This is a genomic window from Streptomyces sp. CA-288835, assembly GCF_050936385.1.
In the GTDB taxonomy this organism is placed as follows: Bacteria; Actinomycetota; Actinomycetes; order Streptomycetales; family Streptomycetaceae; genus Streptomyces.
In genome coordinates, this window is sequence record NZ_JBNJMW010000001.1 from 8657840 (window position 1) to 8684290 (window position 26451).

Consider the following 26451-nt stretch of genomic DNA (forward strand, 5'->3'; position numbering starts at 1 on the left):
CCGTCTGTTTCGACGTGTCCCAGGGACACGTCTCATTCGGCGTCGTTCCCGGTGTCGTCGTCCGTTCATATCTGTCGTCATCGACAGGCCCCGGAGTCCGTGCCCGAAGAGGCAGGAGGACCCGGGAAGTGTTCACCGGAATCGTCGAAGAGCTGGGCGAGGTCACGTCCGTCGAGAATCTTGACGACGCCTCCCGCTTCCGACTGCGTGGACCTGTCGTCACCGAAGGCGCGCGCCACGGTGACTCCATCGCCGTCAACGGCGTATGTCTCACGGTCGTCGACCACGAAGGCGACGAGTTCACCGCCGACGTGATGGCGGAAACCCTCAACCTCTCCAGCCTCGGCGCCCTCACCGTCGGCTCCCGCGTCAACCTCGAACGCCCCATGGCCGTCGGCGACCGCCTCGGCGGGCACATCGTGCAGGGCCATGTGGACGGCACCGGCGAGATCATCGAGCGCAAGCCGTCCGACAACTGGGAGATCGTGAAGATCTCGCTCCCCGAGGACCTCCGGCGCTACGTCGTCGAGAAGGGCTCCATCACCGTCGACGGCATCAGCCTGACCGTCGTCGACGCAGGCCCCGACTACTTCACCATCAGCCTCATCCCCACGACCCTCGCCCTGACCACGCTCGGCCTCAAGCAGCCCGGCGACCCGGTCAACCTCGAGGTCGACGTCATCGCCAAGTACGTCGAGCGACTGCTCGGCAGCCAGGGGGCCGGGCGGTGAACTGGCTGAACTCCGAGGCCTTCACCGTCTTCGGACAGCACATCAAGTGGGCGGACATGATGGGCAACACCATTGGTCTGATCGCCCTCGCCCTCGGCTGGCGACGCTCCCTGTGGACCTGGCCCGCCCAGTTCCTGGCCGGCGCCATCCTCCTCACGGCCTTCGCCACCGCCCACCTCTCCGGCAGCGCCGGCAAGCAGGTGATCGTCATGGCCGTCGCCGCCTGGGGCTTCTGGCAGTGGAACCGCGGCGAGCGGAAGGCGCAGGACGGGTCCGTGGCCGTACGGTTCGCCACCTGGCGCGAGCGGGCCTACCTGGTGGGCGGCGCCGCGCTCGGCACCCTCGCGGTCGGCGGGCTCTTCACCGCGTACCCGACCCTCTCGTGGGACCCCTGGCCGGACGCGTACATCTTCGTCGGCACGATCGTCGCCATGTACGCCCAGGCGCGCGGCATGGTCGAGTTCTGGTTCGCCTGGCTGCTCGTCGACCTGGTCGGCGTGCCGCTCAACTTCGCCAACGGCTTCGCCTTCTCCGGCTTCGTCTACATCATCTACGGCGCACTCGTCCTGTGGGGCATGCGCGACTGGTGGCTGCGCTCGCGGCAGAGCGCGCAGCCCGTCCTGGAAGGAGCCCCCGCATGACTGCGGCACCGATCCTGTACAGCACCGAAGGCTTCGAGGACCTCAGCCTCGACCCCATCGAGCAGGCCATCGCCGACATAGCGGCGGGCCGACCGGTCGTGGTCGTCGACGACGAGGACCGGGAGAACGAGGGCGACCTCGTCATCGCCGCCGAGAAGGTGACCCCCGAGATCATCGCCTTCATGATGAGCGAGTGCCGGGGCATGATCTGCGCGCCGATGGAGGGCGACGAGCTCGACCGGCTCGAACTGCCGCAGATGGTGCAGCACAACACCGAGTCGATGCGCACCGCCTTCACGGTCACCGTCGACGCCACCCCCGCGCACGGCGTCACCACGGGCATCTCCGCCTCCGACCGCGCCACCACACTCCAGCTGCTGGCGAGCGGTACGGCGCAGGCCGGTGACTTCGTCCGCCCCGGCCACATCTTCCCGCTGCGCGCCAAGCCCGGCGGCGTCCTCGCCCGCAACGGCCACACCGAGGCCGCCGTCGACCTCGCCCGGCTCGCGGGCCTGCGCCCGGCCGGCGCCATCGTCGAGATCGCCGGCGAGGACGGCCAGATGCTGCGCCTGCCCGAGCTGATCCCCTTCGCCCGCAAGCACGGCCTGACCATCATCTCCATCGAGGACCTCATCGCCTACCGCCAGAGCTCCGAGCCCACCGTCCGCCGCGAGGCCCAGACCCAACTGCCCACCGCCTTCGGCGAGTTCACGGCGTACGGCTACCGCTCCACCGTTGACGGCGTCGAGCATGTCGCCCTCGTCCACGGCGAGATCGGCGACGGCGAGGACGTACTCGTCCGCGTCCACTCCGAGTGCCTCACCGGCGACATCTTCCACTCACTGCGCTGCGACTGCGGCCCCCAGCTGGAGGCCTCCCTGGAGCGCATCCACGCCGAGGGCAGGGGAGTGGTGGTCTACCTGCGCGGCCATGAGGGGCGCGGCATCGGGCTGCTGTCCAAGCTGCGGGCGTACGAGCTTCAGGAGCGCGGTCGCGACACACTCGACGCCAACCTGGAGCTGGGCCTGCCCGCGGACGCCCGGGACTACGGTGCGGGCGCGCAGATCCTGGAGGATCTCGGCGTACGCAGCGTCCGCTTGATGACCAACAACCCCGACAAGACCGACGCCCTCGTCCGCCACGGCCTCAAGGTCACCGACCGCGAGCCGATGCCCGTGAAGGCGGGCGAGCACAACCTCCGCTACCTGCGCACCAAGCGGGACCGGATGGGGCACGACCTGCCCTGGCTGGACACGACCACCGTGTCCCCCTGCGGCAACCAGTAAGAGAACACTCAAGGAGACACGTGAGCGGCAAGGGTGCACCTGAACTGTCCGTACGCAACTGCGGCGACCTGCGCGTCGCGGTGATCGCGGCACAGTGGCACGACAAGGTGATGGAAGGTCTCGTCGACGGCGCCCTGCGCGCACTGCGCGAGTTGGGCATCGACGAGCCGACCGTCCTGCGCGTCCCCGGCAGCTTCGAGCTCCCGGTCGTCGCCAAGGTCCTCGCGGGCCGCGGCTACGACGCGATCGTCGCCCTCGGCGTCGTCATCCGCGGCGGCACCCCCCACTTCGAGTACGTGTGCCAGGGGGTGACCCAGGGCCTCACCCAGGTCTCCGTGGACACCGGCGTGCCGGTCGGCTTCGGCGTGCTGACCTGCGACACCGAGGAACAGGCCCTCGACCGTGCGGGTATCGCGGGCTCCAGCGAGGACAAGGGACACGAGGCGGTGACGGCCGCCGTCGCGACCGCGGCCACACTGCGCTCAGTATCCGAACCCTGGCGCTGAGGAACGGGCGGCTGCGCGTAAAGTGGGCGCCACCATGTCCAAGAAGACGTTCGAGGAGCTCTTCACCGAGCTCCAGCACAAGGCCGCCAACGGCGACCCCGCCACCTCCCGCACCGCCGAGCTGGTCGGCAAGGGCGTCCATGCCATCGGCAAGAAGGTCGTCGAAGAGGCCGCCGAGGTCTGGATGGCCGCCGAGTACGAGGGCAAGGAAGCGGCCGCCGAGGAGATCTCGCAGCTGCTCTACCACGTCCAGGTGATGATGGTCGCCCGCGGCATTTCCCTGGACGACGTGTACGCCCACCTCTGAGCCGTCACGCCGTAATCGCGCAACCCCAACTCCCGCACCGTACGAACGAACAAAGGAAGCCGACCTCATGCTGCGCATCGCCGTCCCCAACAAGGGTTCCCTGTCAGGCCCTGCGGCGGAGATGCTGCATGAGGCCGGCTACCAGCAGCGCCGGGAGTCCAAGGAACTGCGGATCGTCGACCCGGAGAACGACGTCGAGTTCTTCTACCTCCGCCCCCGCGACATCGCGATCTACGTCTCCTCCGGGCAGCTCGACATCGGCATCACCGGCCGCGATCTGCTCATCGACTCCGGGGCCGACGCCGAGGAGATCCTGCCGCTCGGCTTCGCCCGCTCCACGTTCCGCTACGCCACCAAGCCCGGCACGGCGAACGGCGTCACCGACCTGCACGGCATGACGGTCGCCACCTCGTACGAGGGCATCGTCGCCAAGCACCTCGCCGACCACGGCATCGACGCCTCCGTCGTACACCTCGACGGCGCCGTAGAGACCGCGATCGAGCTGGGCGTCGCCGAGGTCATCGCGGACGTCGTCGAGACCGGCACCTCGCTGCGCAATGCGGGCCTCGCGGTCATCGGCGAGCCCATCATGAAGTCCGAGGCCGTGGTCATCCGCCGTACGGGGACGGACGGCGAGGAGCCGAAGGTGCAGCAGTTCCTGCGCCGACTGCAGGGCGTCCTGGTGGCCCGGACGTACGTGATGATGGACTACGACTGCCGCGTCGAGGAGCTGGAGAAGGCCGTGGCCCTCACCCCGGGTCTGGAGTCGCCGACGGTGTCGCCGCTGCACAACGAGGGCTGGGTCGCCGTCCGGGCGATGGTTCCGGCCAAGGAAGCACAGCGGATCATGGACGACCTGTACGACATCGGCGCCCGAGCCATCTTGACCACGGCCATCCACGCCTGCCGTCTCTGACCGGGATCCGGAGCACGCCCATGTCGGATCTGCCCGCTCTGCCCGTCACGTTCCGGCCGGGACGCACCCGTGCCGTCCTGCTGAGCGCCGGTGTCACGATCTTCGTGGTCATCACGACGGTCGCGATGCTGCTGGAGACGCTCAGCCCGGGGGAGCGCCTCAGCTTCGTCTTCACCGGGGCTCTGCTCTGTGGGGTGCTCGTCCTGCTCTCGCGGCCGAAAGTCGTCGCCGATGAGTCCGGGGTCACCGTCGTCAACATCGCCAGCCGACGGCACCTTGCCTGGGCGGAGATTGTGCAGGTCAACCTGCGTCCCGGCGACCCGTGGGTGTTCCTGAACCTCAGCGACGGCACCAGCCTGCCCGCGCTCGGCATCCAGCCGGGCATCGCGAAGCAGCGGGCGATCAGGGACGCCCGTATGCTGCGGGCGCTGGCCGAGGCCCAGGCGATCGGCGAGGTCGACGAACCGCACGACGAACCGGGCGACGGCCGCTCCGGCGAACATCACGGCTGATCGCAGGAATTCACCCTGCCGTTTTCGCCGGTGTCTTGATTAATCTGGTGCCGGACGCGTTTTCGTTGCGCCTCCGCCCCTGATGTTCCGCCCCGGAAGTCAGGGGCTCCTGCTACTCGAGGAGTGACTCCCTCCAGCGATGGACGGATCGTCCTGTAGTACCTGCGCCGCCCCCTCCCGGCCTATCGAGGCGGCGGCATGACCATCCCCCTGCTGCTCCTTGCGGCGGCGTTCCTCCTGATCCTCGCCAACGGCTTCTTCGTGGCGGCCGAGTTCGGCCTCGTCACGGTGGAGCGCCCCGACGCCGAGAAGGCCGCGGCCGAGGGCGACCGACGGGCCCACCGGGTCGTCGAGTCGCTCAAGGAGCTGTCCTTCCAGCTCTCCGGCACCCAGCTCGGCATCACCATCACCTCCCTCGTCGTCGGCATGCTCGCCGAACCGGCGCTCGCCGAGCTGCTGGGCGGCCCGTTCACCTCGATCGGCATCCCCGACGGCGCCGTACCCGGTGTCTCCGTGGTCGTCGGCATGCTGCTGGCCTCGGCCGTGCAGATGGTGATCGGCGAGCTCGTGCCCAAGAACTGGGCGGTGTCCAGGCCGATGCAGGTCGCGCGCTTCGTCGCGGGACCTCAGTACCTGTTCTCGCGTCTGTTCAGGCCGGTGATCGCCGGCCTGAACGCCGTCGCCAACCGGCTCGTCCGCGTCTTCGGCGTCGAGCCCACCGCGGAGCTGGCCTCCGCCCGCACCCCCGGCGAACTCGTCTCGCTGGCCCGGCACTCCGCCCGGGCCGGCGCCCTGGAACAGGACACCGCCGACCTCTTCGTCCGTACGATCTCGCTGGCCGACCTCACCGCGCAGCACGTCATGACCCCGCGCGTGAAGGTCAGCGCCCTGCAGTCCTCCGCGACCGCCGAGGACGTCGTCAACCTCACCCGCGCCACCGGCCTGTCCCGCTTCCCCGTCTACCGGGAGCGCATCGACGAAATCGTCGGCATGGTGCATCTCAAGGACGCCCTCGCGGTGCCCACACACGAACGGCTGCGCACGCCCGTCGCCCGGATCGCGCAAGCCCCGCTGCTCGTCCCGGAGACGCTGCCGGTCAAGCCCCTCCTGGAGCGGCTGCGCAGCGAGCAGCCCATCGCGGTCGTCGTCGACGAGTACGGCGGTACGGCCGGAGTCGTCACCCTGGAGGACATCGTCGAGGAACTCGTCGGCGAGGTCCGCGACGAGCACGACGGACACGACCTGCCCGAACTCGCCGTGGCCCCGCCCGAGGACGGCCGCCCCACCTGGGACGCCGACGGCAGCTGCCGCGTCGACGTCCTCCAGCGCATCGGCCTCGACGTGCCCGAGGGCCCGTACGAGACCGTCGCCGGCCTCGTCGCCGATCTGCTCGGCCGCATCCCGGCCCCCGGTGACAAGGCCGAACTCCCGGGCTGGCGCCTGTCGGTGCGGCAGGTCGGGCACTACCGGGCCGAGCGAGTACGCCTGGTCAAGACCGCGGACGCCGTGGTGGAGGCCGTCCGATGAGCATGCTCCAACTCCTTTTCGCCGCCCTGCTCGTACTCGCCAACGGATTCTTCGTCGGCGCCGAGTTCGCCCTCGTCTCCGTACGCCGCAGCCAGATCGAACCCCTCGGCACCGCCCGCGCCCGGCAGGTCATGTACGGCCTGGAGAACCTGCCGCAGATGATGGCCGCCGCCCAGTTCGGCATCACCGTCTGCTCGTTGACGCTGGGCGCCGTCGCCGAGCCCACCGTGGCCCACCTCCTGGAACCCGTCTTCCACGCGGTGCACCTGCCCGAGGGTGCGATCCACCCCCTCGGCTACGTCATCGCTCTCGCCGTGGTCGTCTTCCTCCACCTAGTGGTCGGCGAGATGCTGCCGAAGAACCTGGCGATGGCCGCGCCGGAGAAGACCGCGCTGTGGCTCAGCCCCGGTCTGGTCGCCTTCGCCCGGCTGTGCAAGCCGGTCACCTCGGGCCTCGGCGCCTGCTCCCGAGTGATCCTCAGGCTCTTCCACGTCGAGCCGAAGGACGAGGTCGAGGCCGTCTTCACCAGCGAGCAGCTCAACCGTCTGGTGGAGGACGCAGGCCAGGCCGGCTTCCTCGACCCCGAGGAGCAGGAGCGCCTGGAGGACGCCCTGGAGCTGGGCTCCCGCCCGGTCACGGATGTGCTCCTGGACAGCGAGTCACTGGTGACGGTCGGACCCTCGGTCACCCCCGGCCAGGTCGTCGCGCTCACGGCCCGCACCGGCTACTCCCGTTTCCCGGTGTGCGCGGAGAACGGCGCCTTCATGGGCTATCTGCACGTGAAGGACGTTCTCGACCTGGAGGACTCCGACCGGGCCGTGCCGCAGCAGATCTGGCGCCCGATGACGACCCTGCGCTCGGAGCTCCCGCTGGACGACGCCCTGACCGTGATGCGCCGCGCCGCGACGCACCTCGCCCAGGTCGCCGACGCCTCGGGCCGCGTACTCGGCCTGGTGGCCCTGGAGGACGTACTGGAACTCCTGGTCGGCGAGGTACGCGACCCGGCACACCGGACTGCTCCGGAGATCCAGCAGACTCAGCAGGTGACGACGCTGGCGGAGCCCGTCCCGAGCGGTGCCCCTGAGGAGGCTCTGGCGAGCTGAGGGGTAGGGGGGGCTGTTGCGGGAACTTGTGACACTTGCACGTGCAAGTGTCACAAGTTCCCGCAACAGCCTTGGTCCCCCGAGGGCCGCTCGGTCACAGCGCCGACGGATCCTGGGGCCCGCGGCCCGACAACACCTCTCCGTACGCCTGCATCAGGTCCGGCAGGCGCAGGGTGGACAGGTCGTCGCGGGTCAGCTCGCCGGTGTAGCCGGACAGCCGCAGATCGCGGTAGGCACAGCTCTTCTCGTACAGGGTGCGCAGGAAGCGGCCGTTGCCGAGTTCGTCGATCCAGCCCTGGTCGACGACATGCCCGCTGATGGAGCGCAGCTCGTCGAGCGCCTCCTCGTCCCATACGTCTCCGTTCTCGGCGGCCAGCACCTCGCCGATCGAGGTGAGTTCGAGGGGACGGTACGAGGGGAAGTCGACGCGGGTCGTGAAGCGGGACGAAAGCCCGGGGTTGGCGGCGAGCAGGCGGTCCATGCCCTCCGGGTACCCGGCGAGGATCACCACGAGATGGTCGCGGTTGTCCTCGGCGCGCTTGAGGAGCACCTGCAGCGCCTCGTCGCCGTAGGCGTCGCCCTTGCCGTAGCCGGAGTTGGACAGCGAGTAGGCCTCGTCGACGAAGAGGACGCCGCCGATCGCGGAGTCGATCAGTTCGTTCGCCTTCACGGCGGTCTGGCCGAGGTACTCGCCCACCAGGTCGGCCCGCTGGGCCTCCACGAGGTGGTCGCCGCCGAGCAGCCCGAGCGCGTAGAAGACCCGGCCCAGGATGCGGGCCACCGTGGTCTTGCCGGTGCCGGAGGGTCCCGAGAACACGAAGTGCCGCTTCGGCGGCTGCACGGGCAGACCCTGGCCGGCCCGCAGCCTCGCCATGTTCAACTGCGCGGACAGCGCCTTCACCTGGCGCTTCACCGGCTCCAGGCCGACCATCCGCTCCAGCTCGGCGAGCGCCTCCTCGAGCAGCGCGGGATCGGTGGGGCCGGTCGGCGGATGCGAAGGCCGGACCGGCACTATGGCCTTCTCGCGAACCGTGTCGGCATCCGGCGACAGCCCGCCCGGCGGCGGCAGATCGGCCTCGGAAAGCTTGAGATCCCGGCCCTCCGGACCGAACAGTGCGTCCACACCATCCGGTCCGTCGATCATGTCCTGGACGCCGGTGAGCGTGATCGCCGCGAGATCCGCCGCGTCGTCGTACCCGTCGCCCTCGGAGATCGCCGCGAGCCGCGCCGAGGTGTCCATGAAGGCGGGATCGACCCGGTGCACCGCCCGGTACAGGGGCAGCGCCGCCGCCGATCGTCCGGTTCCCTCGTGCGCCCGCGCCAGCCAGTACCGCAGCTCCTTGCGCTGTGGCTGCTCGCTGCGACAACGCATCAGCGCGGCCGACAGCAGCGGCTCGGCCTGCCCGTACATCTCCAGGCGTACGCGCGCCATGCCGCCGAAGAGGCCGGCCTCGATGCCGAGCATCGGATCGTCGATCAGCGGGTCGGTGTGCCGGACCAGCTGCTCCCAGTCCTTGACGAGGTAGGCCCGGCAGGCGTGCAGAAACCGCACCTGCCGGTCGGCGTCCACCGGCGGAAGTCCCGCGAGCGCCCGGTCCAGCTCCGGGACATGGCGGCCGTCGAGCCAGTGCGAGGCGTGCGCGAGCAGCAGATCACGCGGGCTCTCCAGGACGGGCTGCACCCACCAGCCCAGCCAGTACCAGGAGTTGAGCGTGCGCCGGTGGCGGGCGCGCTGTTCTCCGAAGCGCTCGCGGTGCCGGAACATCCGCAGCAGCGCCGTGGTGGTGTCGATGCGCAGTGCGTGCAGCCCGAGCCAGCCGTCGGCCATCCCCGGATCGATCCGGACCGCCGCGCGGAACTCCTCCTCCGCCTGCGGATAGGCCCCCATCGTGTAGGCGTCCACACCTCGCAGCCAGGCGAGGTCGGCCGGGGCCTCGGGGCCCTGCGTGCCGAAGTCCATCACGTCCCCCACATACCGTGCCCCCGTTGAGTGCCGGTCGGGCCGGTGCCCGTCGGCAGCCTTCGTCGAACCGCTGTGCTGTGGACGGGAGTTGCGCGTTCGGTGCGGAGAGCAGCCGTCCGAATGTCGCACCGAGAGGCATCGTACCCGCGGGGTGGGGCCCGGCCGAAGAGTGCCCGCACGACGGGTTCTTCGAGGTGGGAGCACATGGGGCGCACTCAGCTCGGTGACCGAGGGTGAGCGAAACATGTCGAAGTGCGTCCGGAATCCGGAATGAGGACAGAACGAAGCCCCCGATCACGGGGGAACAACCGGGGGCTTCGCGTCTGTCGGCGACTCCGAAGAGCCGCACATTGGAAACGTAAGACCTGTACGGCCCCCCGGTCAAGCCGAGTTGAAGCACTTGGGGCAGTTCTCGGACACGCCTCTTCACAGGTTCAGCACACAGGCGATGACCCGTCACCGTGCGTGACAATCTGGTCTGGTCCAGCAGTCCCAGCAGGACCCTTAAGCACCTCAAACCCCTCTGAAAACCCCCGCACCAAGAGATCGGCAAAGGGCCGAGAAGGGTCCTCGGCGAAGTGTCGGCGCTCGGCGACGACCCACCCTTCCCAGAAGTCGCTCTGCTCCGCACCATCCCGCTGCCGACCTCGTGCCCAGGCCTCCTCGGGCCCGGACTCCATCCACAGCAGGCACGCGAGAAACGGCCGCAACGCTCGGCGTCCGGCGCCCACGCCCTCGACGAGCACCACGGGCGCGGGCGGCAGGGCGCGGACCGGCCCGAAGCGGCGCGCCTGCCAGTCGTACGCCCGGTAGCGCGCCCGCTCACCGCGGGTCAGCGGCTCTACGACGTCGCGGAGCAGCCGTTCCGTCCACGCGAACAGCTCCTCGTGCGTGGCGATGTCATCGAGGTGCAGTACGAGTGCGCCGCCCAGCGCCTCGGCCAGCCGTCCCGCGAACGTCGTCTTTCCGGAGCCCGCGTGCCCGTCGACGCCGATCAGGCGGACAGGGCCGCAGGAAGGCGGCAGTCGGCGGAGACGGGAGGCGAGGGCATCGGGCGAGGTGTGCACATTGCCAGGGTATTTCCCGATCGTTGTGCCAATGGTTGTGACCAATATTGATCGGTGCCACGACCCCTGAAGTGCTGGCAGCACACAGCACGGCCCTCCATAGTGGGCCGCACACCCGCACTCAAGGACTCGCCCGTTCCGGAAACCTGGGGGTCGCCCGCACATGACCAGAGCCCAACAGCCCTCCCGCAGAAGCCTCTTGGCCGTGGCGATGGCCGCCGCAGCGGCGGGCGCCGCAAGCCCGGCAGCCGCCACCGGCTCCTCCGCCCGCACCGCGCACGCCCCGTCCAAGGCGCCGTCCCGCCAGGTCGACAACCGCGCCTGGACCTCGTACGCCGACTGGCGCGCCGGCACCGCGAAGGGCACCCGCGCCGTCTCCGGGAAGCGTCCGGGCCTGGTGATCGCGACCCCCGCGGGCCGCACGGACTACGCGGACCCGCACACCGGCAAGACGTCCACCTGGGAGTACGCGCGCTGGACCTCGCCCGTCCACCGTCTCGCCGTGCCCTCGACCGAGGTCATCGCCTCCTGGAACGCGCGCACTCCGGCCGGGACCTGGCTCCAGATCGAGCTGGCGGGCACCTACTCCGACGGCACCAAGACCCCCTGGTACGTGATGGGCCGCTGGGCGGCCGGCGACCAGGACATCAGGCGCACCTCGGTGGACGACCAGAGCGACGACAAGAGCAGCGTCTGGACGGACACCTTCGCCATCGACGACCCGGCCTCCGGCCTGCGCCTCGACTCGTACCGGCTGCGGCTGACCCTGTACCGCAAGCCCGGCGTGAAGATCACGCCCACCGTGTGGCGGCTCGGCGCGATGGGCTCCGACATCCCGGACCGCTTCACCGTCCCGGCCTCTAAGCCCGCACTCGCCAAGGAGCTGACGGTCCCGCGGTACTCGCAGGAAACCCACATCGGCCAGTACCCGGAGTACGACAACGGCGGCGAGGCCTGGTGCAGCCCCACCTCCTCGCAGATGATCATCGAGTACTGGGGGCGTAAGCCCACGGCCGAGGACCTGGCCTGGGTCAATCCCGACTTCGCGGATCCGCAGGTGTGCCATGCCGCCCGGTTCACCTACGACTACCAGTACGAGGGCTGTGGCAACTGGCCCTTCAACGCCGCGTACGCCGCCACGTACAAGGACCTCCAGGGCGTGGTGACGCGGCTCGGTTCACTCGGCGATCTGGAGACGCTGATCGCGGCGGGCATCCCGGTCATCACCTCCCAGTCGTTCCTCGAGTCCGAGCTGCCCGGAGCGGGGTACGGCACCGCGGGCCATCTGATGACCGTCATCGGGTTCACGGCCGACGGCGACGTGATCGCCAACGACCCGAACTCACCGAGCAACGAGGCGGTGCGGCGGGTCTACCAGCGGCGCGCCTGGGAGAACATCTGGCTCCGCACCAAGAGGCACAACGCCTCCGGGAAGGTGGTCTCCGGGACCGGCGGCGTCTGTTACCTCTACTTCCCGGCGCAGCCCACGGCACGCCAGCGGAAGGCGCTGGCGGCGGTCGGCATCCGCTGACCGGAGCGCTGACCTGGGGGTCTGGTCATTCAGGACGTGACCAAGCTCTCTCCCGCACAGGCCGATTCGGGTGGCAAGGTGGACCACCCCGTGACCTCCGGGACGCGGGGAGTCCACCGACCCGAAGCCGATACGAGCGAGCTGCCATGACCGCGAACTCCGCCACCGCCGGACGCCTTCAGACCGGACGCCCTCAGACCCGTACCGGCGGCCCCGACGACGACGGCCCGAAGATCGTCGAGCACCTTGCCGGCTGGACCCTCGTGGTGGTGCTCGCGATGCTCGTCACACAGCTCGGAATGATCTGACGGCTGGCCTGCGGGTCTGCGACAGCAGTCGAAGAGAGTCGAACGGGCAGGTGGTGGAGGTCTGCCATACTGCCTGCGAAAGTTTCGGAGGCAGTTGAAGACCAGGGCTGGAATTGAACCAAAGTCAACGGCACGGCGACCGCCCACCCACACGCGGCACCGACCGCTCCTTGGCCCGACGTGCCGAACTCATCGCCATCGGGCGGAAGTTATTCGCCGACACGTCCTACGACACCCTGTCGATGGACGACATCGCCAAGCAGGCACATGTCGCCAAGGGCTTGATCTACTACTACTTCAAGTCCAAGCGCGGCTACTACCTGGCGATCATCGAGGACTCGGTGGCCGACCTGATCTCCCGCGCGGCCGGCGGCCTCGAACTGCCGCCCGAGGAACGGGTGCACCGCACCATCGACAGCTATCTGCGGTACGCCGAGCAGCACCAGGCCGCGTACCGCGCGATCATCACTGGCGGCGTCGGCTTCGACGCCGAGGTCCTCGCCATCCGCGACGGGGTACGCGAAGCCATCATCGAGACCATCGCCGAGGGAGCGTACGGCAGGCGCAAGGTCGCCGCGCTGCCCCGCACGGCGCTGCTCGGCTGGCTGTGCAGCGTCGAGGGCGCCACCCTCGACTGGATCGACCACCAGGCGCTTCCACGCGACATGATGCGCGAACTGCTGGTGAAGATGCTTGGCGGCGCCCTTCGGGTGATCGAGGACCTCGACCCCTCGTGCCCGGCACCTGAGGCCGCCCGCCAGGTCTGAGCGAAGAGCGGGGGTCCGCCGACCCCCGCCCCAAGCGACGTACGGAACAAGCTAGTTGATCGCCTTGATCAGCTCGCCGTCCGAGGTGTCACCGCTCAGTTCCCAGAAGAACGTGCCTCCCAGGCCCTGCTCGTTCTTGTAGGCCATCTTCCCGGCGATGGTCGACGGGGTGTCGTAACTCCACCAGTCGCTGCCGCACTTGGCGTACGCCGTGCCACCGACCGTTCCCGTCGCCGGGCACTTCGACTTGAGCACCTTGTAGTCGTCGATGCCCTGCTCGTACGTCCCCGCCGCCGGGCCGGTGGCGGAGCCGCCGGGCGCGTCCTGGGAGACACCGGTCCAGCCGCGCCCGTAGAAGCCGATGCCGAGCAGCAGCTTCGAGGCCGGTATGCCGAGCCCCTTGAGCTTGGCGATCGTCGCGGAGGAGTGGAACTCCGCCTTCGGAATCCCCGGATACGAGGTCAGCGGCGAGTGCGGAGCCGTCGGACCGGTCGCGTCAAAGGCGCCGAAGAAGTCGTACGTCATCGGGAGGTACCAGTCGACGTACTGCGCGGCGCCCGCGTAGTCCGTCGCCTCGATCTTGCCGCCGCTGGTGGCGTCGGCCGGGATCGCCGCCGTGACCAGCGAGGAGCCGCCGAACTTCGCGCGCACCGCCGACATCAGGTTCCCGTACGCCTCGCGGCCGCTGGTGTCGCAGGTCAGACCGCAGGCGTTCGGGTACTCCCAGTCGATGTCGATCCCGTCGAAGACGTCCGCCCACTTGGAGTTCTCGACCAGGTCGTAGCAGGACTGGGCGAAGGCGGCCGGGTTCTTGGCGGCCTCGGTGAAGCCGCCGGACCAGGTCCAACCCCCGAAGGACCAGAGGATCTTGAGGTCCGGGTGCTTCTTCTTCAGCTCGCGCAGCTGGTTGAAGGTGCCCCGCAGGGGCTGGTCCCAGGTGTCGGCGACACCGTCGACGGACTCGGCCGCGGTGTACGTCCGTTCCGTCGCCGCGTAGGAGTCGCCCATGGCGCACTTGCCGCCGGTGACGTTGCCGAAGGCGTAGTTGATGTGGGTGAGCCTGTCCGCCGAGCCGGACGTGTCGATGTTCTTGGGGAGGTACTGGCGCTGGTAGGTGCCCCACTCGGCGAAGTAGCCGACAACCTTCGAGCCGTCGGCGGCTTTGCTTGGCGATTTCCCTGCCGAGTCTGACGTCTTGGCATCTTGCTTGGCCTCTTGCGAGGCCGTTGCGGGGCCCGCGCCGGCGAGCAGTCCCGCACCGAGGACGGCACAGCACAGGGCGGAGAGGAGTGTCCGGAAGCGGGCGTGGGGACGTTGCGGTCTGAGCATCGGGTCTCCTCGTGGGGGAGGGGAGCGTGGGGGGAGTGGTGCCGGCCCTGCCGAGGGGTGTTCGGGCAGGACCGTACCGCTTGGCATGAACGCGTTCGTCGCTGGGGGAACAGTAGGAGGACTAGACCAGTGCGTCAATGGTTCGGACCAATCCAGATGTGTTCTAATTAACGACCGTTAACCGGTGACGCGCTGACGCGGATCGGGCATACTCACAGCGCACAGCCGCTGGTCAGGACCGTCCGCGACCCGGAAGGGACAGCATCGGCTGGGCACTGTGAGACCTGGTGGACCCGCCGCATCCAAGGTCGGCGTTCGCCGAAGTGCCCAACAGGGAGGAGAGCGTCGCCATGCCCGACCGCGCCCCGCAGCCGGTGGACCGGCAACTGCCCACGGACGAGGCCAGGGATCTGATCTCCCTCGTCCGCGACATCGCGCAGCGCGAGATCGCCCCCAAGGCGGCCGAGGAGGAAGACGCCGGCCACTTCCCGCGGGAGGTCTTCACACTGCTTTCCGAGTCGGGGCTGCTCGGTCTTCCGTACGACTCCGAATACGGCGGCGGTGACCAGCCATACGAGGTCTACCTCCATGTCCTCGAAGAGCTCGCCGCGGCCCGGCTGACCGTAGGCCTCGGCGTCAGCGTGCACTCGCTGTCCTGCCATGCCCTCGCCCACTACGGCACCAAGGAACAGCAGGTCGAGCATCTGCCGGCCATGCTCGGCGGCGGCCTCCTCGGGGCGTACTGCCTCTCCGAGCCGTCCTCCGGATCCGATGCCGCCGGAATGCGCACGAAGGCCGTACGGGACGGGGATGACTGGCTGCTCACGGGCACCAAGGCCTGGATCACTCATGGCGGGATCGCCGACTTCTACGCCGTGTTCGCGCGCAGCGGTGGCGAGGGGACGCGTGGCATCACGGCGTTCCTGGTGCCCGGGGACGCCGAGGGGCTGAGCGCGGCGGTGCCGGAGAAGAAGATGGGCCTCAAGGGGTCGCCCACGGCTCAGATCCACCTCGACGGGGTGCGGATCTCCGACGACCGGCGCATCGGCGACGAGGGCCAGGGCTTCGCGATCGCCCTGTCCGCGCTCGACTCCGGGAGGCTCGGCATCGCGGCCTGTGCGATCGGCGTGGCCCAGGCGGCGCTGGACGAGGCGGTCGCGTATGCCACCGGGCGCGAGCAGTTCGGGCGGCGGATCGCGGACTTCCAGGGCCTGCGCTTCATGCTCGCGGACATGGCGACCCAGATCGAGGCGGGCCGGGCGCTCTATCTCGCGGCCGCCCGGCTGCGCGACGCGGGGCGGCCGTTCTCCAAACAGGCGGCCATGGCGAAGCTGCTGTGCACGGACGCCGCGATGAAGGTGACCACGGACGCCGTCCAGGTACTCGGGGGGTACGGCTACACCGCGGACTTCCCCGTCGAGCGCTATATGCGCGAGGCCAAGGTGCTGCAGATCGTCGAGGGCACCAATCAGATCCAGCGGATGGTCATCGCCCGTCACCTCGCTGGTCCCGAGTCACGGTGAACAACCGCCCGTACCCATAGCCGTACATGGCCGAGGGCGCGACAAGCCGCGCCCACTCGGGGTCGTGCCGCCCCGGCAGGGTCCGCCCCCGCTTGGCCCAAGTACGCATCAGGGCACGGTAGATGGGCGGATCCTGGGGCTGCTGCCGCGAAGCTTGCGGCGGCTGCGCCTGCGGTGTCTTCGCCTGCGGCTTCTCAGGCTGCTTCTGCGTGCTCTCCTGCGACGAGCTCTTGGAAGCCGACTCCGCGGCTGCCGGAACGATAATCCTGCGGCGCCGACTCGTCTCTGCGTAAGTGGAGGTCATACCCGGGCCAACGCACCGAGCCCGGACAAGTCACCAGCAACGAATTCGCCCGTCAGTTCACGGCGGAGCCCGTACGGGGGTCTACCGCGCCCCGTCAGGGGCGCGGGGCAGTGCCAAGGTCCGGCTTCGCCGCGCGGGCGGGACCGGGGCAGCGAAGGGCCGCGGGGCTGTATCGATGTGCGGCTTTGCTGCGTGGCGGGACCGGTGTCGCGAAAGGCCGCAGGGCTGTATCGACGTGCGCCTTGCCGCGGGGGCGCGACCAGCGCCCCATTAGGGGCGCGGGGAACTGCGCGAGCAACCACAACGAACCCACAGCTTAGAAACTGCCCAACCCAGCGGAGCGCCTGCGCATCACCGGCACCCGGATGGGCCGCGAGCCAGGGCCGCCAACGTGCGAGAAGGGCTGCGTACGCCAGTCGAGCCCCTGAGGCAGCGTCAACAGCAGCGCGGTGTCCTGCTCCTGAGCCTCCATCGACTCGTCGGCAGGCCGGGCCTCGGCCGCCGCACGCCCCGTACCGGCACAGACCGTGAGCCCGAACGGGTTCCACGGCGTGGCGCACAGCGCGTGCTCCGGCAGCACCTCCTCGTCCGCGAGGAGCGCGATGGGCTGGGCGCAGTCCGGGCAGATGACCCGGTACATCTCAAAGGTGTCGTACGCGTCGAGCTCGTCCTCAGCCGGTTCAACACCCTCCGGCGCGGGCTCGACGACCGGCTGCTGCCGCTTGTGTGCGGAACGACCGGGGCGCTTCAAACTCTGCATAGATTTTCTCCCCCTCGGGTGGGCCGACAAGGCGCTGCGGCCTCGACCACAGCAAGCACTTCCCGTCCCGTCTCGGCGGTAATCACGAGACCATCACGGAACCCGTGGCCATGCTGTGGCGTTCGTCACATGCCGCCCGCAGGTGCCGGACGCGGTGGATTTGTCCCCGCACAGATCGCCGGCTCTGCCCCCTCAGATCACAAACCGGGCATGACCTGCGCCGCTGAGGTACCCGTGGGGATCAAGGGCCCTGTAGGTTCCTGCCATGGAGGAGCTCGACCGACAGATCGTGCAGCTGCTCGTCGAGGACGGGCGGATGAGCTACACCGACCTGGGCAAGGCCACCGGTCTGTCCACGTCGGCCGTGCACCAGCGGGTGCGCCGGCTTGAGCAGCGCGGCGTGATCCGCGGCTATGCGGCGGTCGTCGACCCGGAGGCCGTCGGGCTGCCGCTGACGGCCTTCATCTCGGTGAAACCGTTCGACCCCAGTGCCCCGGACGACATCGCGGAACGCCTGGCCGGCGTCCCCGAGATCGAGGCCTGCCACAGCGTCGCGGGCGACGAGAACTACATCCTCAAGGTCCGCGTCTCGACCCCCCACGAGCTCGAGGAACTGCTCGCCCGCCTCCGCTCGCTGGCCGGCGTGTCGACCCGTACGACAGTCGTCCTGTCGACGCCGTACGAGGCACGGCCACCCAGGATCTGAGTCCCGGCAGAACCTCGTACGAGCCCGGCCGAACCCCGGAAGTGGGGTGCGGGCGCCGAGGCGCGAGACTGTTCTCCATGAGTGAGAGCACCGCCACCCCCCGCACCGTGCTGCTGCGCGGCGGCGAAGTCCACAGCCCCGCCGACCCGTTCGCCACCGCGATGGTCGTGGAACGCGGGCAGGTCGCCTGGGTCGGATCCGAGGGCGCGGCCGACGCGTTCGCGGACGGGGCCGACGAGGTGGTGGACCTCGAAGGCGCCCTGGTCACCCCGGCGTTCACCGATGCCCATGTGCACAGCACGGCCACCGGGCTCGCCCTCACCGGCCTCGATCTGTCCGACGCGCCCTCCCTGGCGGCGGCCCTCGATCGCGTACGGGAATTCGCGGCGGCCCGCCCCGGCGACCGGGTCCTGCTCGGCCACGGCTGGGACGCCGCCCGCTGGCCCGAGCGGCGCCCGCCCTGGCGGGACGAACTCGACGAGGCCACCGGCGGTCGCCCCCTCTACCTCAGCCGCATCGACGTGCATTCAGCCGTCGTGACCACGGCCCTGCTGGATCTGACGCCAGGAGTGCGGGAAAAGGCGGGCTTCGAGGCCGGGGAACCCCTCACCCGGGACGCCCACCACGCCGTCCGCGCCGCGGCGCTGGGAGCCGTCACCCCCGCCCAGCGCACCGAGGCCCAGCGTGCCGCGCTGGCGCACGCCGCCTCGCTCGGTATCGGCTCCGTCCACGAGTGCGCGGGACCGGAGATCTCCTCCGAGGACGACTTCACCGGGCTGCTGCGGCTCGCGGCGGAGGAGGCCGGGCCGAGGGTCGTCGGTTACTGGGCCGAGCAGGACGTCACGAAGGCCCGTTCGCTGGGCGCGATCGGCGCCGCGGGCGACCTCTTCGTCGACGGCGCGCTCGGCTCCCACACGGCCTGCCTGCACGGGCCGTATGCGGACGCCGGCCACACAGGTACCTCCTACCTGGACGCTGCCGATGTCGCCGCCCATGTGGTGGCCTGTACGGAGGCGGGGCTCCAGGCCGGCTTCCACGCCATCGGGGACGCCGCCGTGACCGCCGTGGTCGAGGGAACGCGTGCCGCCGCCGAGAAGGTCGGCCTGGCGCGTATCCGGGCAGCCCGGCACCGCGTCGAGCACGCCGAGATGCTCACTCCGGAGACCATCGCGGGCTTCGCCGAACTCGGCCTCACCGCCTCCGTCCAGCCCGCCTTCGACGCGCTGTGGGGCGGCGAGGACGGCATGTACGCCGAGCGCCTGGGCGCCGAAAGGGCCCGTACGCTCAACCCCTTCGCGGCCCTGCTGCGCACCGGCGTGCCCCTCGCCTTCGGCTCCGACAGTCCCGTCACCCCGCTCGACCCGTGGGGCACCGTCCGTGCCGCGGCCTTCCACCGCACACCGGAACACCGGATCTCCGTACGCGCCGCCTTCACGGCCCATACGCGGGGCGGCTGGCGGGCGATCGGCCGGGACGAGGCGGGCGTTCTGGTGCCGGGCGCACCCGCCGACTACGCCGTGTGGCGCGCCGAGGAGCTGGTCGTCCAGGCCCCGGACGACCGGGTCGCCCGCTGGTCGACCGACCCCCGCTCCGGCACCCCCGGACTGCCCGACCTGACGCCCGGGACACCCCTTCCAGTCTGTCTGCGGACCGTCGTCGGGGGCCGCACCGTGTTCGTACGGCCGGAGGGGTGATGTGGCGGGGCGGCTCGGCGCCGGTCATCACCGGGTGCTGCGGGGTGCGACCTGCGTGTCCTCGGCGCTGACCAGGCAGTTGAGCGAAAGTCCGCAGCTCGAACGGCTGTTGACAGAAAGCGGCGGGTGGCGGGTAGGTTCGGCCGGGTCCACCACCGGACGTCCGACCGCGGAGGTTCCGAGCAGCCCTCGAAGCGCCGCTGTGTCAGGGGTGGTGTGCCGCACCGGCGCACCACAACTGGGAGCCAGGCCCAGCGCTCGCGCCACGGGGGCGGGGGAAGGTTCCGCCGGTCGGCAGGTGTGACCCGGGTGGGGCCCGGCGCTCAGTAGACAACGGCTCTAGGTCGACCCGCAGCCAGCGGGTCCCAGGTCGGCCCGAAGGGCGCCGGGTCCCGATCCGCAGTACCTTTCCCCTCTCAGGTCTCCCGTGCCGCCACCCCTACTCCGCCGAAGAGGGCGCTCGCTAGGGTGGAGCCCCTCGCACGGATGTCTTAAGGGGAAGCTGTGAACGACGGCGGTGGGCGACAGTTCGGTCCGCTCGGCACCACCTTGGTGATCATCCCCACCTACAACGAGGTGGAGAACATCAGGGCGATCGTGGGCCGAGTGCGGGCCGCTGTGCCCACGGCGCACGTCCTGGTCGCCGACGACAACAGCCCCGACGGCACCGGCAAGCACGCCGACGAACTGTCCGTCGAGGACGACCACGTCCATGTGCTGCACCGCAAGGGCAAGGAGGGTCTCGGCGCCGCCTATCTCGCGGGCTTCCGCTGGGGGCTCGAGCACGGTTACGGCGTACTGGTCGAGATGGACGCGGACGGTTCGCACCAGCCCGAGGAACTGCCCCGGCTGCTCACCGCGCTCAAGGGCGCCGACCTGGTCCTCGGCTCCCGGTGGGTGCCGGGCGGGCGGGTCGTGAACTGGCCCAAGTCCCGTGAGTTCATCTCGCGCGGCGGCAGCCTGTACTCGCGCGTCCTGCTCGACGTACCGCTCCGCGATGTCACGGGCGGCTACCGCGCGTTCCGCCGGGAGACCCTCGAAGGCCTCGGCCTCGGCGACGTCGCCTCCCAGGGCTACTGCTTCCAGGTCGACCTGGCACGCCGCGCCGTCAAGTCCGGCTACCACGTCGTCGAGGTCCCCATCACCTTCGTAGAACGCGAACTTGGCGACTCGAAGATGAGCCGAGACATCCTCGTCGAGGCGCTGTGGCGGGTCACGACGTGGGGTGTGGGGGAGCGGGCGGGGCGGTTCCTGGGCCGCAAGTCCCCCTGATCCGCAGGGTCTTAGACGGAGCTGATCTCCCCCTTATCCCGCTCTGAGCCCCGGCCAGGCACACTGGACGCATGACGACTGGCGCTCCGACTCCGACGTACCCCGCGCGACCGCGGCGGTCCCGGTTGCGTACGTTCCTCCCGCTCGGCATCGCCGCATGGCTGGTCCTGGAGATCTGGCTGCTGACCGTGGTGGCGGGCGCGGCGGGCGGCTGGGCCGTCTTCCTGCTGCTCGTGGCTGGTTTCGTGCTGGGTTCCGTGGTCATCAAGCGGGCCGGACGCCGGGCCTTCCGGGCCCTGAGCGAGACGCTGCAACAGCAGCAGAGTGGGGTGCTGCCGCAGGGCGAGCGGGGCAGTGAAGGCAACGGTCTGATGATGCTGGGCGGCCTGCTTCTGATGCTGCCCGGCCTGATATCCGACGCGTTCGGCCTGGTCCTCCTGATCCCACCGGTCCAGAAGTCCCTGAGCCGCTACGCGGAGCGCACCTTCGAACGCAAGCTCCGCGAAGCCACCACCGGCACCTTGGGCGACGCCTTCCAGCAGGCCCGCATGCACCGCCCCGACGGCAAGGTCGTTCCGGGCGAGGTCATCCACGATGACGAGCGCCGGGGCCCCGGGCCTGAGGGCGAGCCGGGGGCGCGCCCGCCACTGACGGGCTGAGGCCCGGGTTCTTCGCCCCCGCCGCCCCTACCCGTCCCATCCTCGGGGCTGCGCCCCGAAGCCCCGCCACTCGGGGCTGCGCCCCTGGACCCCCTCCTGGGGCTCCGCCCCGAATCCCCTCGAGGGCTCGCCCCTGGACCCCGCTGGGGCTGCGCTCAAGGCTCCGCGCGCTGGGCCCTCGTCCTCAAACGCCGGACGGGCTGAAAATCAGCCCGTCCGGCGCTTGAGGACGAGCCCGTTAGGACGAAGGGGGGTCTGGGGCGCAGCCCCAGGGACAGCAACCCACCACTCCGCTCAGCCGCACGCAAAAACACAACAGAACCGCGGGTGCCGTGCACGCAAATGCACGGCACCCGCGGTCCTGGGTGCGCTCTCTATGCCGCCCAACCCCCGGAGGGGCTACGCGGACTTGCGGCTGTCCCGCGGATGTACCGCAATGTTCATGGCACCGGAGCGGAGAACGGCCAGCCGCTCCTCGAGGACCTCTTCGAGTTCCTCGCGTGTGCGCCGCTCCATCAGCATGTCCCAATGCGTGCGCGCGGGCTTGGCCTTCTTCTCTTCGGGGCCGTCACCGTCCACGAGGAGTGCCTGGGCCCCACAGACCTTGCACTCCCACTCCGGCGGGATCTCCGCCTCCACCGAGAAGGGCATCTCAAAGCGATGACCCTTCTCGCATGCGTACTCCACGGCCTGGCGCGGGGCCAGGTCGATGCCGCGGTCCGTCTCGTAGCTGGTCACCACGAGGCGCGTGCCGCGAAGAGCTCGCTCACTCATGAATCGTGCCTCCCGGGCTTGTCGCCCACAGGACAGGTGTCGCTGTCGTCGTCATCCGGTCAACGTCCGGTCGGCGGTAAAGATTCCCGTTGCGGGTCATGCGTCGCCGTCGTAGCCGCCCCTTGTTGTACCCACCAGCGCCCGGTTTGTCACATCTGAGAGCAGATGTCACCCACCGTTTCGGCATCTTTGACGCGCAGTAACGGTACGCCTGGCAGGCCAAACGCGTACACTACCGGCCTTTGGCCCCAGGTGCTAAATCGGTGACGGACGCTCCGCTGGAAATACGGTTCGGAGGCTGCGGGCCGTCCGTGGCTGGTCGCGCAGTTCCCCGCGCCCCTGACGGGGCGCGATACCGCTCTGGACCTCGGCAAACGTGCTCAGATCCGGTCCGGAACCGGGTTGCCGGCATCCCGCACGGCCTCCTGCACCGCAACCCGCGCGAGCAGCACGAATCCGATGACGAAGAAGGCCACGAGCGAGATGATCGCGTCCCGATAGCTTCCGGTCAGCTGGTATGTGAGACCGAACACAAGCGGGCCCAGCCAGCTCATGCCGCGGTCGCTCATCTCGTATGCCGAGAAGTACTCGGCCTCTTTGCCCGGCGGTACCAGATGCGAGAACAGTGAGCGGGACAGCGCCTGGCTTCCGCCGAGTACGAGTCCGATCCCGGCGGCGAGCACGAAGAACCACACGGACGAGCCCGCGGGCAGGAAGTAACCCGCCCCGATCGTCACCGTCCACGCCACGAGCGAGCCGAGAATCGTGCGCTTGGCGCCGTACGTACGCGCGAGCCGGCCCATGCCGAGCGCCCCGCCCACGGCCAGCAGCTGGACGAGAAGCACCGCGACGATGAGGGTCGACTGGCCGAGGCCCAGCTCTTTGGAGCCGTACACGGAGGCCTGTGAGATGACCGTCTGGATGCCGTCGTTGTAGACGAGATAGGCCAGCAGGAAGGCGAGTGTCCGGGGCTTGCTCCGCATGTCCCGTACGGTGGCGGCCAGTTGACGCCAGCCGTTCGCGGACGTCCCCTTCGGAGACGTAACACGGCGGTCGCGCAGCCGCTTGAGCGGTACGAGCGTGAAGGCGCCCCACCAGATGCCCGCGGAAGCCAGACAGATGCGTACGGCCATCGCCTCCGAGATGCCGAAGCTGTCGTGGGCCGTGAACAGCACCAGGTTCGCCACCAGAACCAGCGCACCCGCGGCGTAACCGAAGGCCCAGCCCCTGGACGAGACGGCGTCGCGCTCCTCGGGCGGGGCGATCTGTGGGAGGTACGAGTTGTAGAGCACCATCGAGACGGCCACCGAGGCATTGGCCACGATCAGCAGGAAGCCGCCCAGCAGATAGCGGTCGCCGTCCAGGAAGAACATGCCGGTGGTGGCCGCGGCGCCCACATAGGCGGCGGCCGCAAGCAGCGGCTTCTTGCGCCCGGTGCGGTCGGCCGCCGCGCCCGCCAGTGGCATCACGAAGATCGACAGGATTACGGACGCGGACACGGAGTACGCGAAGAAGGAACCCGCCCGGATCGGGATCCCCAGGGGGTGCACAAAGCCGTCCGCGTCCGCTGCCGACTCGGCGACCGACGTCAGGTAGGGGCCGAGGAACACCGTCAGGACGCTCGTCGAATAGACAGAGCAGGCCCAGTCGTAGAAGTACCAGCCGTGTTGTTCGCGGCGTCGCCCGGCCGCGTCGTCGGCCGCCCCCGTCCGCACGGTGTCGGTGCCCACCCGTGCCCTCGCTTCCCCGTCGCAGTCCCCGTACGCGGACGCCGCGCGGTGCGCCGGGAGCCCGTCAGATCCAGGTGCCGCGGTCCTTGAGAACCCCGCGCAGCGTCTCGATGTGATCGGTCATGATGCCATCGACTCCGAGGTCCAGGAGACGGTGCATCCGCTCGGGCTCGTTGACGGTCCACACGTGAACGTGCAGCCCGCGCGCGTGCGCGGCGCGTACGAAGCGGTGGTCGGCCACGGGGACCCCCGACTGGGACTCGGGCACCTGCGCGCAGACCGCCGAGAGGCGCAGCGCGGCGGGGACGCCCCACGAGCGCAGACGCAGCCCCAGGACGCCCCGGGTGCCGTACGAGGTGGCCAGCCGGGGACCGGCCAGGCGCTGGGCGCGGGACACGCGCGCCTCGGAGAAGGAGCCGACGCAGACGCGGTCCCAGGAGTTGGTGCGGGCGATCAGGTCGAGCAGCGGGTTCAGGGCGGGCTCCGCCTTCATGTCGACGTTCCAGCGGACGTCGGGGAACGTCTCCAGCAGCTCCTCGAAGAGGGGCACCGGTTCGGCACCGGCCACGCGCGCGTGCCGTACCTCGTCCCAGGGGAGGTCCGCTATCCGGCCCGCCCCGTCGGTCACCCGGTCCAGCGTCGCGTCGTGGAAGGCGACGAGCCGGCCGTCGGCGGTGGCGTGCACATCCGTCTCGATGTACCGGTAGCCCGCCTCGACCGCGCGCCGGAACTGGGCCACGGTGTTCTCCAGGCCGTCCGCCGTCCCGCCCCGGTGGGCGAAGGCGATCGGACCGGGGTGGTCGAGGTAGGGATGACGTATCCGCGTGGTCACCCGCGCAGTATCGCCCGCTTCGGTTGACCCGCGGCAACGACGGTGCTGCCGCCTGCCGAGGGGACGGCGAACACCAGCAGGCGTAGCTGCTGGATGGTGGTAGTGGCCTGGTTCATGGCACCCTGTGGCTTGGTAGTGGAATGCCATCCGTGGCCAATTCGGGGAAGGTGGACTGAGGATCATGGCGCAGTGGACTTCGGCGGTCGGTGCCGCGCAGCTTGCGCGGCTGCTCAACTCGCAGCAGGAGCGCCCTGCCGGTCCCGGCACACGCCGTCCGCCCGCCTATCGCGCCCTCGCCGACGGCATCCGGCTGCTCGTGCTCGAAGGACGCGTCCCTGTAGCCGCGCGATTGCCCGCCGAGCGCGAGTTGGCCCTCTCCTTGTCGGTCAGCCGCACCACCGTGGCCGCCGCCTATGAGGCGCTGCGTAGCGAGGGGTTCCTGGAGTCCCGTAGGGGAGCGGGGAGTTGGACCTCCGTACCGGCCGGCAATCCGCTGCCCGCCCGCGGCCTCGAACCACTGCCGCCCGATGCGCTCGGCTCCATGATCGACCTCGGCACCGCGTCCCTGCCCGCGCCCGAGCCCTGGCTCACCCGTGCCGTGCAGGGCGCCCTGGAGGAGCTGCCGCCGTACGCCCACACGCACGGCGACTACCCGGCCGGGCTGCCGGCGCTCCGCACGACGCTCGCCGAGCGCTACACCGCGCGCGGCATCCCCACCATGCCCGAGCAGATCATGGTGACCACCGGCGCCATGGGAGCCATCGACGCCATCTGCCACCTCTTCGCCGGGCGCGGTGAACGCATCGCCGTCGAGTCGCCCAGTTATGCCAACATCCTCCAGCTGATGCGGGAGGCGGGAGCCCGCCTGGTGCCGGTCGCCATGGCCGAGGGGCTCACGGGCTGGGACACGGACCGCTGGCGGCAGGTGCTGCGCGACGCGGCGCCCCGGCTCGCGTACGTCGTCGCCGACTTCCACAACCCGACCGGCGCGCTCGCCGGCGAGGACCAGCGGCGGCGGCTCGTGGACGCGGCGCGGTCGGCCGGCACCGTGCTGGTCGTGGACGAGACCATGAGCGAGCTGCATCTGGACGAGGGGCTCGAACTGCCGCGCCCCGTCTGCGGTTTCGACCCGGGCGGATCGACGGTCATCACGGTGGGCTCGGCCAGCAAGGCGTTCTGGGCCGGTATGCGGATCGGCTGGGTACGGGCGGCACCCGATGTGATCCGCAGCCTGGTCGTGGCACGCGCGTACGCCGATCTGGGCACCCCCGTACTGGAACAGCTCGCCGTCAACTGGCTGCTCAGCACCGGGGGCTGGGAAAAGGCCGTGGACGTGCGCCGCGACCAGGCCCGCGAGAACCGCGACGCGCTCGTGGCCGCCGTACGCCGCGAGCTGCCCAGCTGGGAGTTCGAGGTGCCGCACGGCGGCCTCACGCTGTGGGTGCGCACCGGAGGGCTGTCGGGCTCGCGTCTGGCCGAGGCCGGCGAGCGGGTGGGCGTACGGGTGCCCTCGGGTCCGCGCTTCGGCGTGGACGGCGCCTTCGAGGGCTATGTGCGACTGCCGTTCACGGTCGGCGGCGCGGTGGCCGAGGAGGCCGCGGCGCGCCTGGCCGCGGCGGCCCGGCTGGTGGAGACGGGAGGGAACGGGGCGACGGAGACGCCGCGCACGTTCGTGGCGTGACGCTTGCTTCCGCCGCGACCCG

At 70.1% G+C, this 26451-nt stretch carries 25 protein-coding genes; 18 read left to right on the forward strand and 7 right to left on the reverse strand.

The genetic code is table 11. The features are described from left to right. Positions 1 to 128: 128 nt before the first annotated feature. The 9 genes from ACQEVY_RS39105 (at position 129) to ACQEVY_RS39145 (ending at position 7529) form a co-directional block, all read left to right on the forward strand. A complete protein-coding gene (locus ACQEVY_RS39105) occupies positions 129 to 731 on the forward strand; it encodes a riboflavin synthase (RefSeq protein WP_432954490.1) in 603 nt (200 codons plus the stop codon). Then, entirely contained in the window at positions 728 to 1372 is a 645-nt protein-coding gene (locus tag ACQEVY_RS39110) for a nicotinamide mononucleotide transporter family protein (RefSeq protein ID WP_432954491.1), read from the forward strand. Before ACQEVY_RS39105 ends, ACQEVY_RS39110 begins: the two co-directional genes overlap by 4 nt. Further along, positions 1369 to 2658, forward strand: coding sequence for a bifunctional 3,4-dihydroxy-2-butanone-4-phosphate synthase/GTP cyclohydrolase II (locus ACQEVY_RS39115; protein WP_432954492.1), 1290 nt, complete (start codon positions 1369 to 1371; stop codon positions 2656 to 2658). Before ACQEVY_RS39110 ends, ACQEVY_RS39115 begins: the two co-directional genes overlap by 4 nt. 20 nt (positions 2659 to 2678) lie before the next feature. Continuing rightward, on the forward strand, positions 2679 to 3164 hold the full coding sequence (gene ribH, locus ACQEVY_RS39120; protein WP_432954493.1) for a 6,7-dimethyl-8-ribityllumazine synthase: 486 nt from the start codon (positions 2679 to 2681) through the stop codon (positions 3162 to 3164). Positions 3165 to 3198: 34 nt separating this feature from the next. After that, the gene (locus tag ACQEVY_RS39125) at positions 3199 to 3471 is read left to right on the forward strand and encodes a phosphoribosyl-ATP diphosphatase (RefSeq protein ID WP_031486114.1); all 273 of its coding nucleotides are present in this window, start codon (positions 3199 to 3201) and stop codon (positions 3469 to 3471) included. 67 nt (positions 3472 to 3538) lie between these two features. After that, positions 3539 to 4387, forward strand: coding sequence for an ATP phosphoribosyltransferase (gene hisG / locus ACQEVY_RS39130; protein ID WP_432954495.1), 849 nt, complete (start codon positions 3539 to 3541; stop codon positions 4385 to 4387). A 20-nt stretch (positions 4388 to 4407) separates the two neighbouring features. Next, on the forward strand, positions 4408 to 4899 hold the full coding sequence (locus ACQEVY_RS39135) for a PH domain-containing protein (RefSeq protein WP_432954497.1): 492 nt from the start codon (positions 4408 to 4410) through the stop codon (positions 4897 to 4899). A gap of 198 nt (positions 4900 to 5097) precedes the next feature. Beyond that, positions 5098 to 6426 (forward strand): hemolysin family protein, encoded by a 1329-nt coding sequence (locus tag ACQEVY_RS39140; RefSeq protein ID WP_432954498.1) that lies wholly within the window; start codon positions 5098 to 5100, stop codon positions 6424 to 6426. Then, positions 6423 to 7529, forward strand: coding sequence for a hemolysin family protein (locus ACQEVY_RS39145; RefSeq protein WP_432954499.1), 1107 nt, complete (start codon positions 6423 to 6425; stop codon positions 7527 to 7529). The genes ACQEVY_RS39140 and ACQEVY_RS39145 overlap by 4 nt, the downstream gene beginning before the upstream one ends. Positions 7530 to 7623: 94 nt before the next feature. On the opposite strand, the gene ACQEVY_RS39150 is transcribed toward ACQEVY_RS39145, so the two are convergent. Together ACQEVY_RS39150 and ACQEVY_RS39155 are read right to left on the reverse strand one after the other, a co-directional pair. Further along, positions 7624 to 9489 carry an AAA family ATPase gene (locus ACQEVY_RS39150; RefSeq protein WP_432954501.1) on the reverse strand — a complete coding sequence of 622 codons (1866 nt, stop codon included), beginning with the start codon at positions 9487 to 9489 and terminating at the stop codon, positions 7624 to 7626. Positions 9490 to 9926: 437 nt separating this feature from the next. Next, positions 9927 to 10559 carry a uridine kinase family protein gene (locus tag ACQEVY_RS39155; protein WP_432954503.1) on the reverse strand — a complete coding sequence of 211 codons (633 nt, stop codon included), beginning with the start codon at positions 10557 to 10559 and terminating at the stop codon, positions 9927 to 9929. Positions 10560 to 10722: 163 nt separating this feature from the next. Here ACQEVY_RS39155 and ACQEVY_RS39160 point away from each other — a divergent pair, with 163 nt between their 5' ends. From ACQEVY_RS39160 to ACQEVY_RS39170, 3 genes are all read left to right on the forward strand, one after another. After that, complete coding sequence (locus ACQEVY_RS39160; RefSeq protein WP_432954505.1) at positions 10723 to 12090, forward strand: peptidase C39 family protein; 1368 nt, start codon at positions 10723 to 10725, stop codon at positions 12088 to 12090. Positions 12091 to 12236: 146 nt separating this feature from the next. Continuing rightward, positions 12237 to 12398: an SCO1431 family membrane protein gene (locus ACQEVY_RS39165; protein WP_432954507.1), complete on the forward strand. Its 162-nt coding sequence runs from the start codon at positions 12237 to 12239 to the stop codon at positions 12396 to 12398. A 113-nt stretch (positions 12399 to 12511) separates the two neighbouring features. Continuing rightward, positions 12512 to 13165: a TetR/AcrR family transcriptional regulator gene (locus tag ACQEVY_RS39170; protein WP_432954508.1), complete on the forward strand. Its 654-nt coding sequence runs from the start codon at positions 12512 to 12514 to the stop codon at positions 13163 to 13165. Between the two features lie 51 nt (positions 13166 to 13216). Here ACQEVY_RS39170 and ACQEVY_RS39175 read toward each other — a convergent pair whose 3' ends face one another. Further along, positions 13217 to 14494, reverse strand: a complete 1278-nt coding sequence (locus ACQEVY_RS39175) for a glycoside hydrolase family 18 protein (RefSeq protein WP_432954510.1) — start codon at positions 14492 to 14494, stop codon at positions 13217 to 13219. Positions 14495 to 14844: 350 nt separating this feature from the next. On the opposite strand from ACQEVY_RS39175, the gene ACQEVY_RS39180 reads away from it, so the two are divergent. Next, entirely contained in the window at positions 14845 to 16017 is a 1173-nt protein-coding gene (locus ACQEVY_RS39180) for an acyl-CoA dehydrogenase family protein (protein WP_432954512.1), read from the forward strand. 620 nt (positions 16018 to 16637) lie between these two features. Here the strand turns inward: ACQEVY_RS39180 and ACQEVY_RS39185 are convergent. Beyond that, positions 16638 to 17081: a hypothetical protein gene (locus ACQEVY_RS39185; RefSeq protein WP_432954513.1), complete on the reverse strand. Its 444-nt coding sequence runs from the start codon at positions 17079 to 17081 to the stop codon at positions 16638 to 16640. A 265-nt stretch (positions 17082 to 17346) separates the two neighbouring features. Between ACQEVY_RS39185 and ACQEVY_RS39190 the strand changes: the two genes are divergently transcribed. The 4 genes from ACQEVY_RS39190 (at position 17347) to fxsA (ending at position 21412) form a co-directional block, all read left to right on the forward strand. Beyond that, the gene (locus tag ACQEVY_RS39190; protein WP_165343766.1) at positions 17347 to 17787 is read left to right on the forward strand and encodes an Lrp/AsnC family transcriptional regulator; all 441 of its coding nucleotides are present in this window, start codon (positions 17347 to 17349) and stop codon (positions 17785 to 17787) included. A gap of 77 nt (positions 17788 to 17864) precedes the next feature. Next, a complete protein-coding gene (locus tag ACQEVY_RS39195) occupies positions 17865 to 19481 on the forward strand; it encodes an amidohydrolase (RefSeq protein ID WP_432954514.1) in 1617 nt (538 codons plus the stop codon). Positions 19482 to 19985: 504 nt separating this feature from the next. Continuing rightward, on the forward strand, positions 19986 to 20753 hold the full coding sequence (locus tag ACQEVY_RS39200; RefSeq protein ID WP_432954516.1) for a polyprenol monophosphomannose synthase: 768 nt from the start codon (positions 19986 to 19988) through the stop codon (positions 20751 to 20753). 71 nt (positions 20754 to 20824) lie between these two features. Then, the gene (gene fxsA, locus ACQEVY_RS39205; RefSeq protein ID WP_432954518.1) at positions 20825 to 21412 is read left to right on the forward strand and encodes an FxsA family membrane protein; all 588 of its coding nucleotides are present in this window, start codon (positions 20825 to 20827) and stop codon (positions 21410 to 21412) included. Between the two features lie 399 nt (positions 21413 to 21811). On the opposite strand, the gene ACQEVY_RS39210 is transcribed toward fxsA, so the two are convergent. The 3 genes from ACQEVY_RS39210 to ACQEVY_RS39220 form a co-directional block, all read right to left on the reverse strand. Beyond that, positions 21812 to 22186, reverse strand: coding sequence for an RNA polymerase-binding protein RbpA (locus ACQEVY_RS39210; protein WP_003977404.1), 375 nt, complete (start codon positions 22184 to 22186; stop codon positions 21812 to 21814). 380 nt (positions 22187 to 22566) lie between these two features. Beyond that, positions 22567 to 23916, reverse strand: coding sequence for an MFS transporter (locus ACQEVY_RS39215; RefSeq protein ID WP_432954520.1), 1350 nt, complete (start codon positions 23914 to 23916; stop codon positions 22567 to 22569). A 64-nt stretch (positions 23917 to 23980) separates the two neighbouring features. Then, complete coding sequence (locus ACQEVY_RS39220; protein ID WP_432954522.1) at positions 23981 to 24748, reverse strand: glycerophosphodiester phosphodiesterase; 768 nt, start codon at positions 24746 to 24748, stop codon at positions 23981 to 23983. A 181-nt stretch (positions 24749 to 24929) separates the two neighbouring features. On the opposite strand from ACQEVY_RS39220, the gene ACQEVY_RS39225 reads away from it, so the two are divergent. Further along, positions 24930 to 26429, forward strand: coding sequence for a PLP-dependent aminotransferase family protein (locus tag ACQEVY_RS39225; protein WP_432954523.1), 1500 nt, complete (start codon positions 24930 to 24932; stop codon positions 26427 to 26429). Positions 26430 to 26451: the final 22 nt, after the last annotated feature.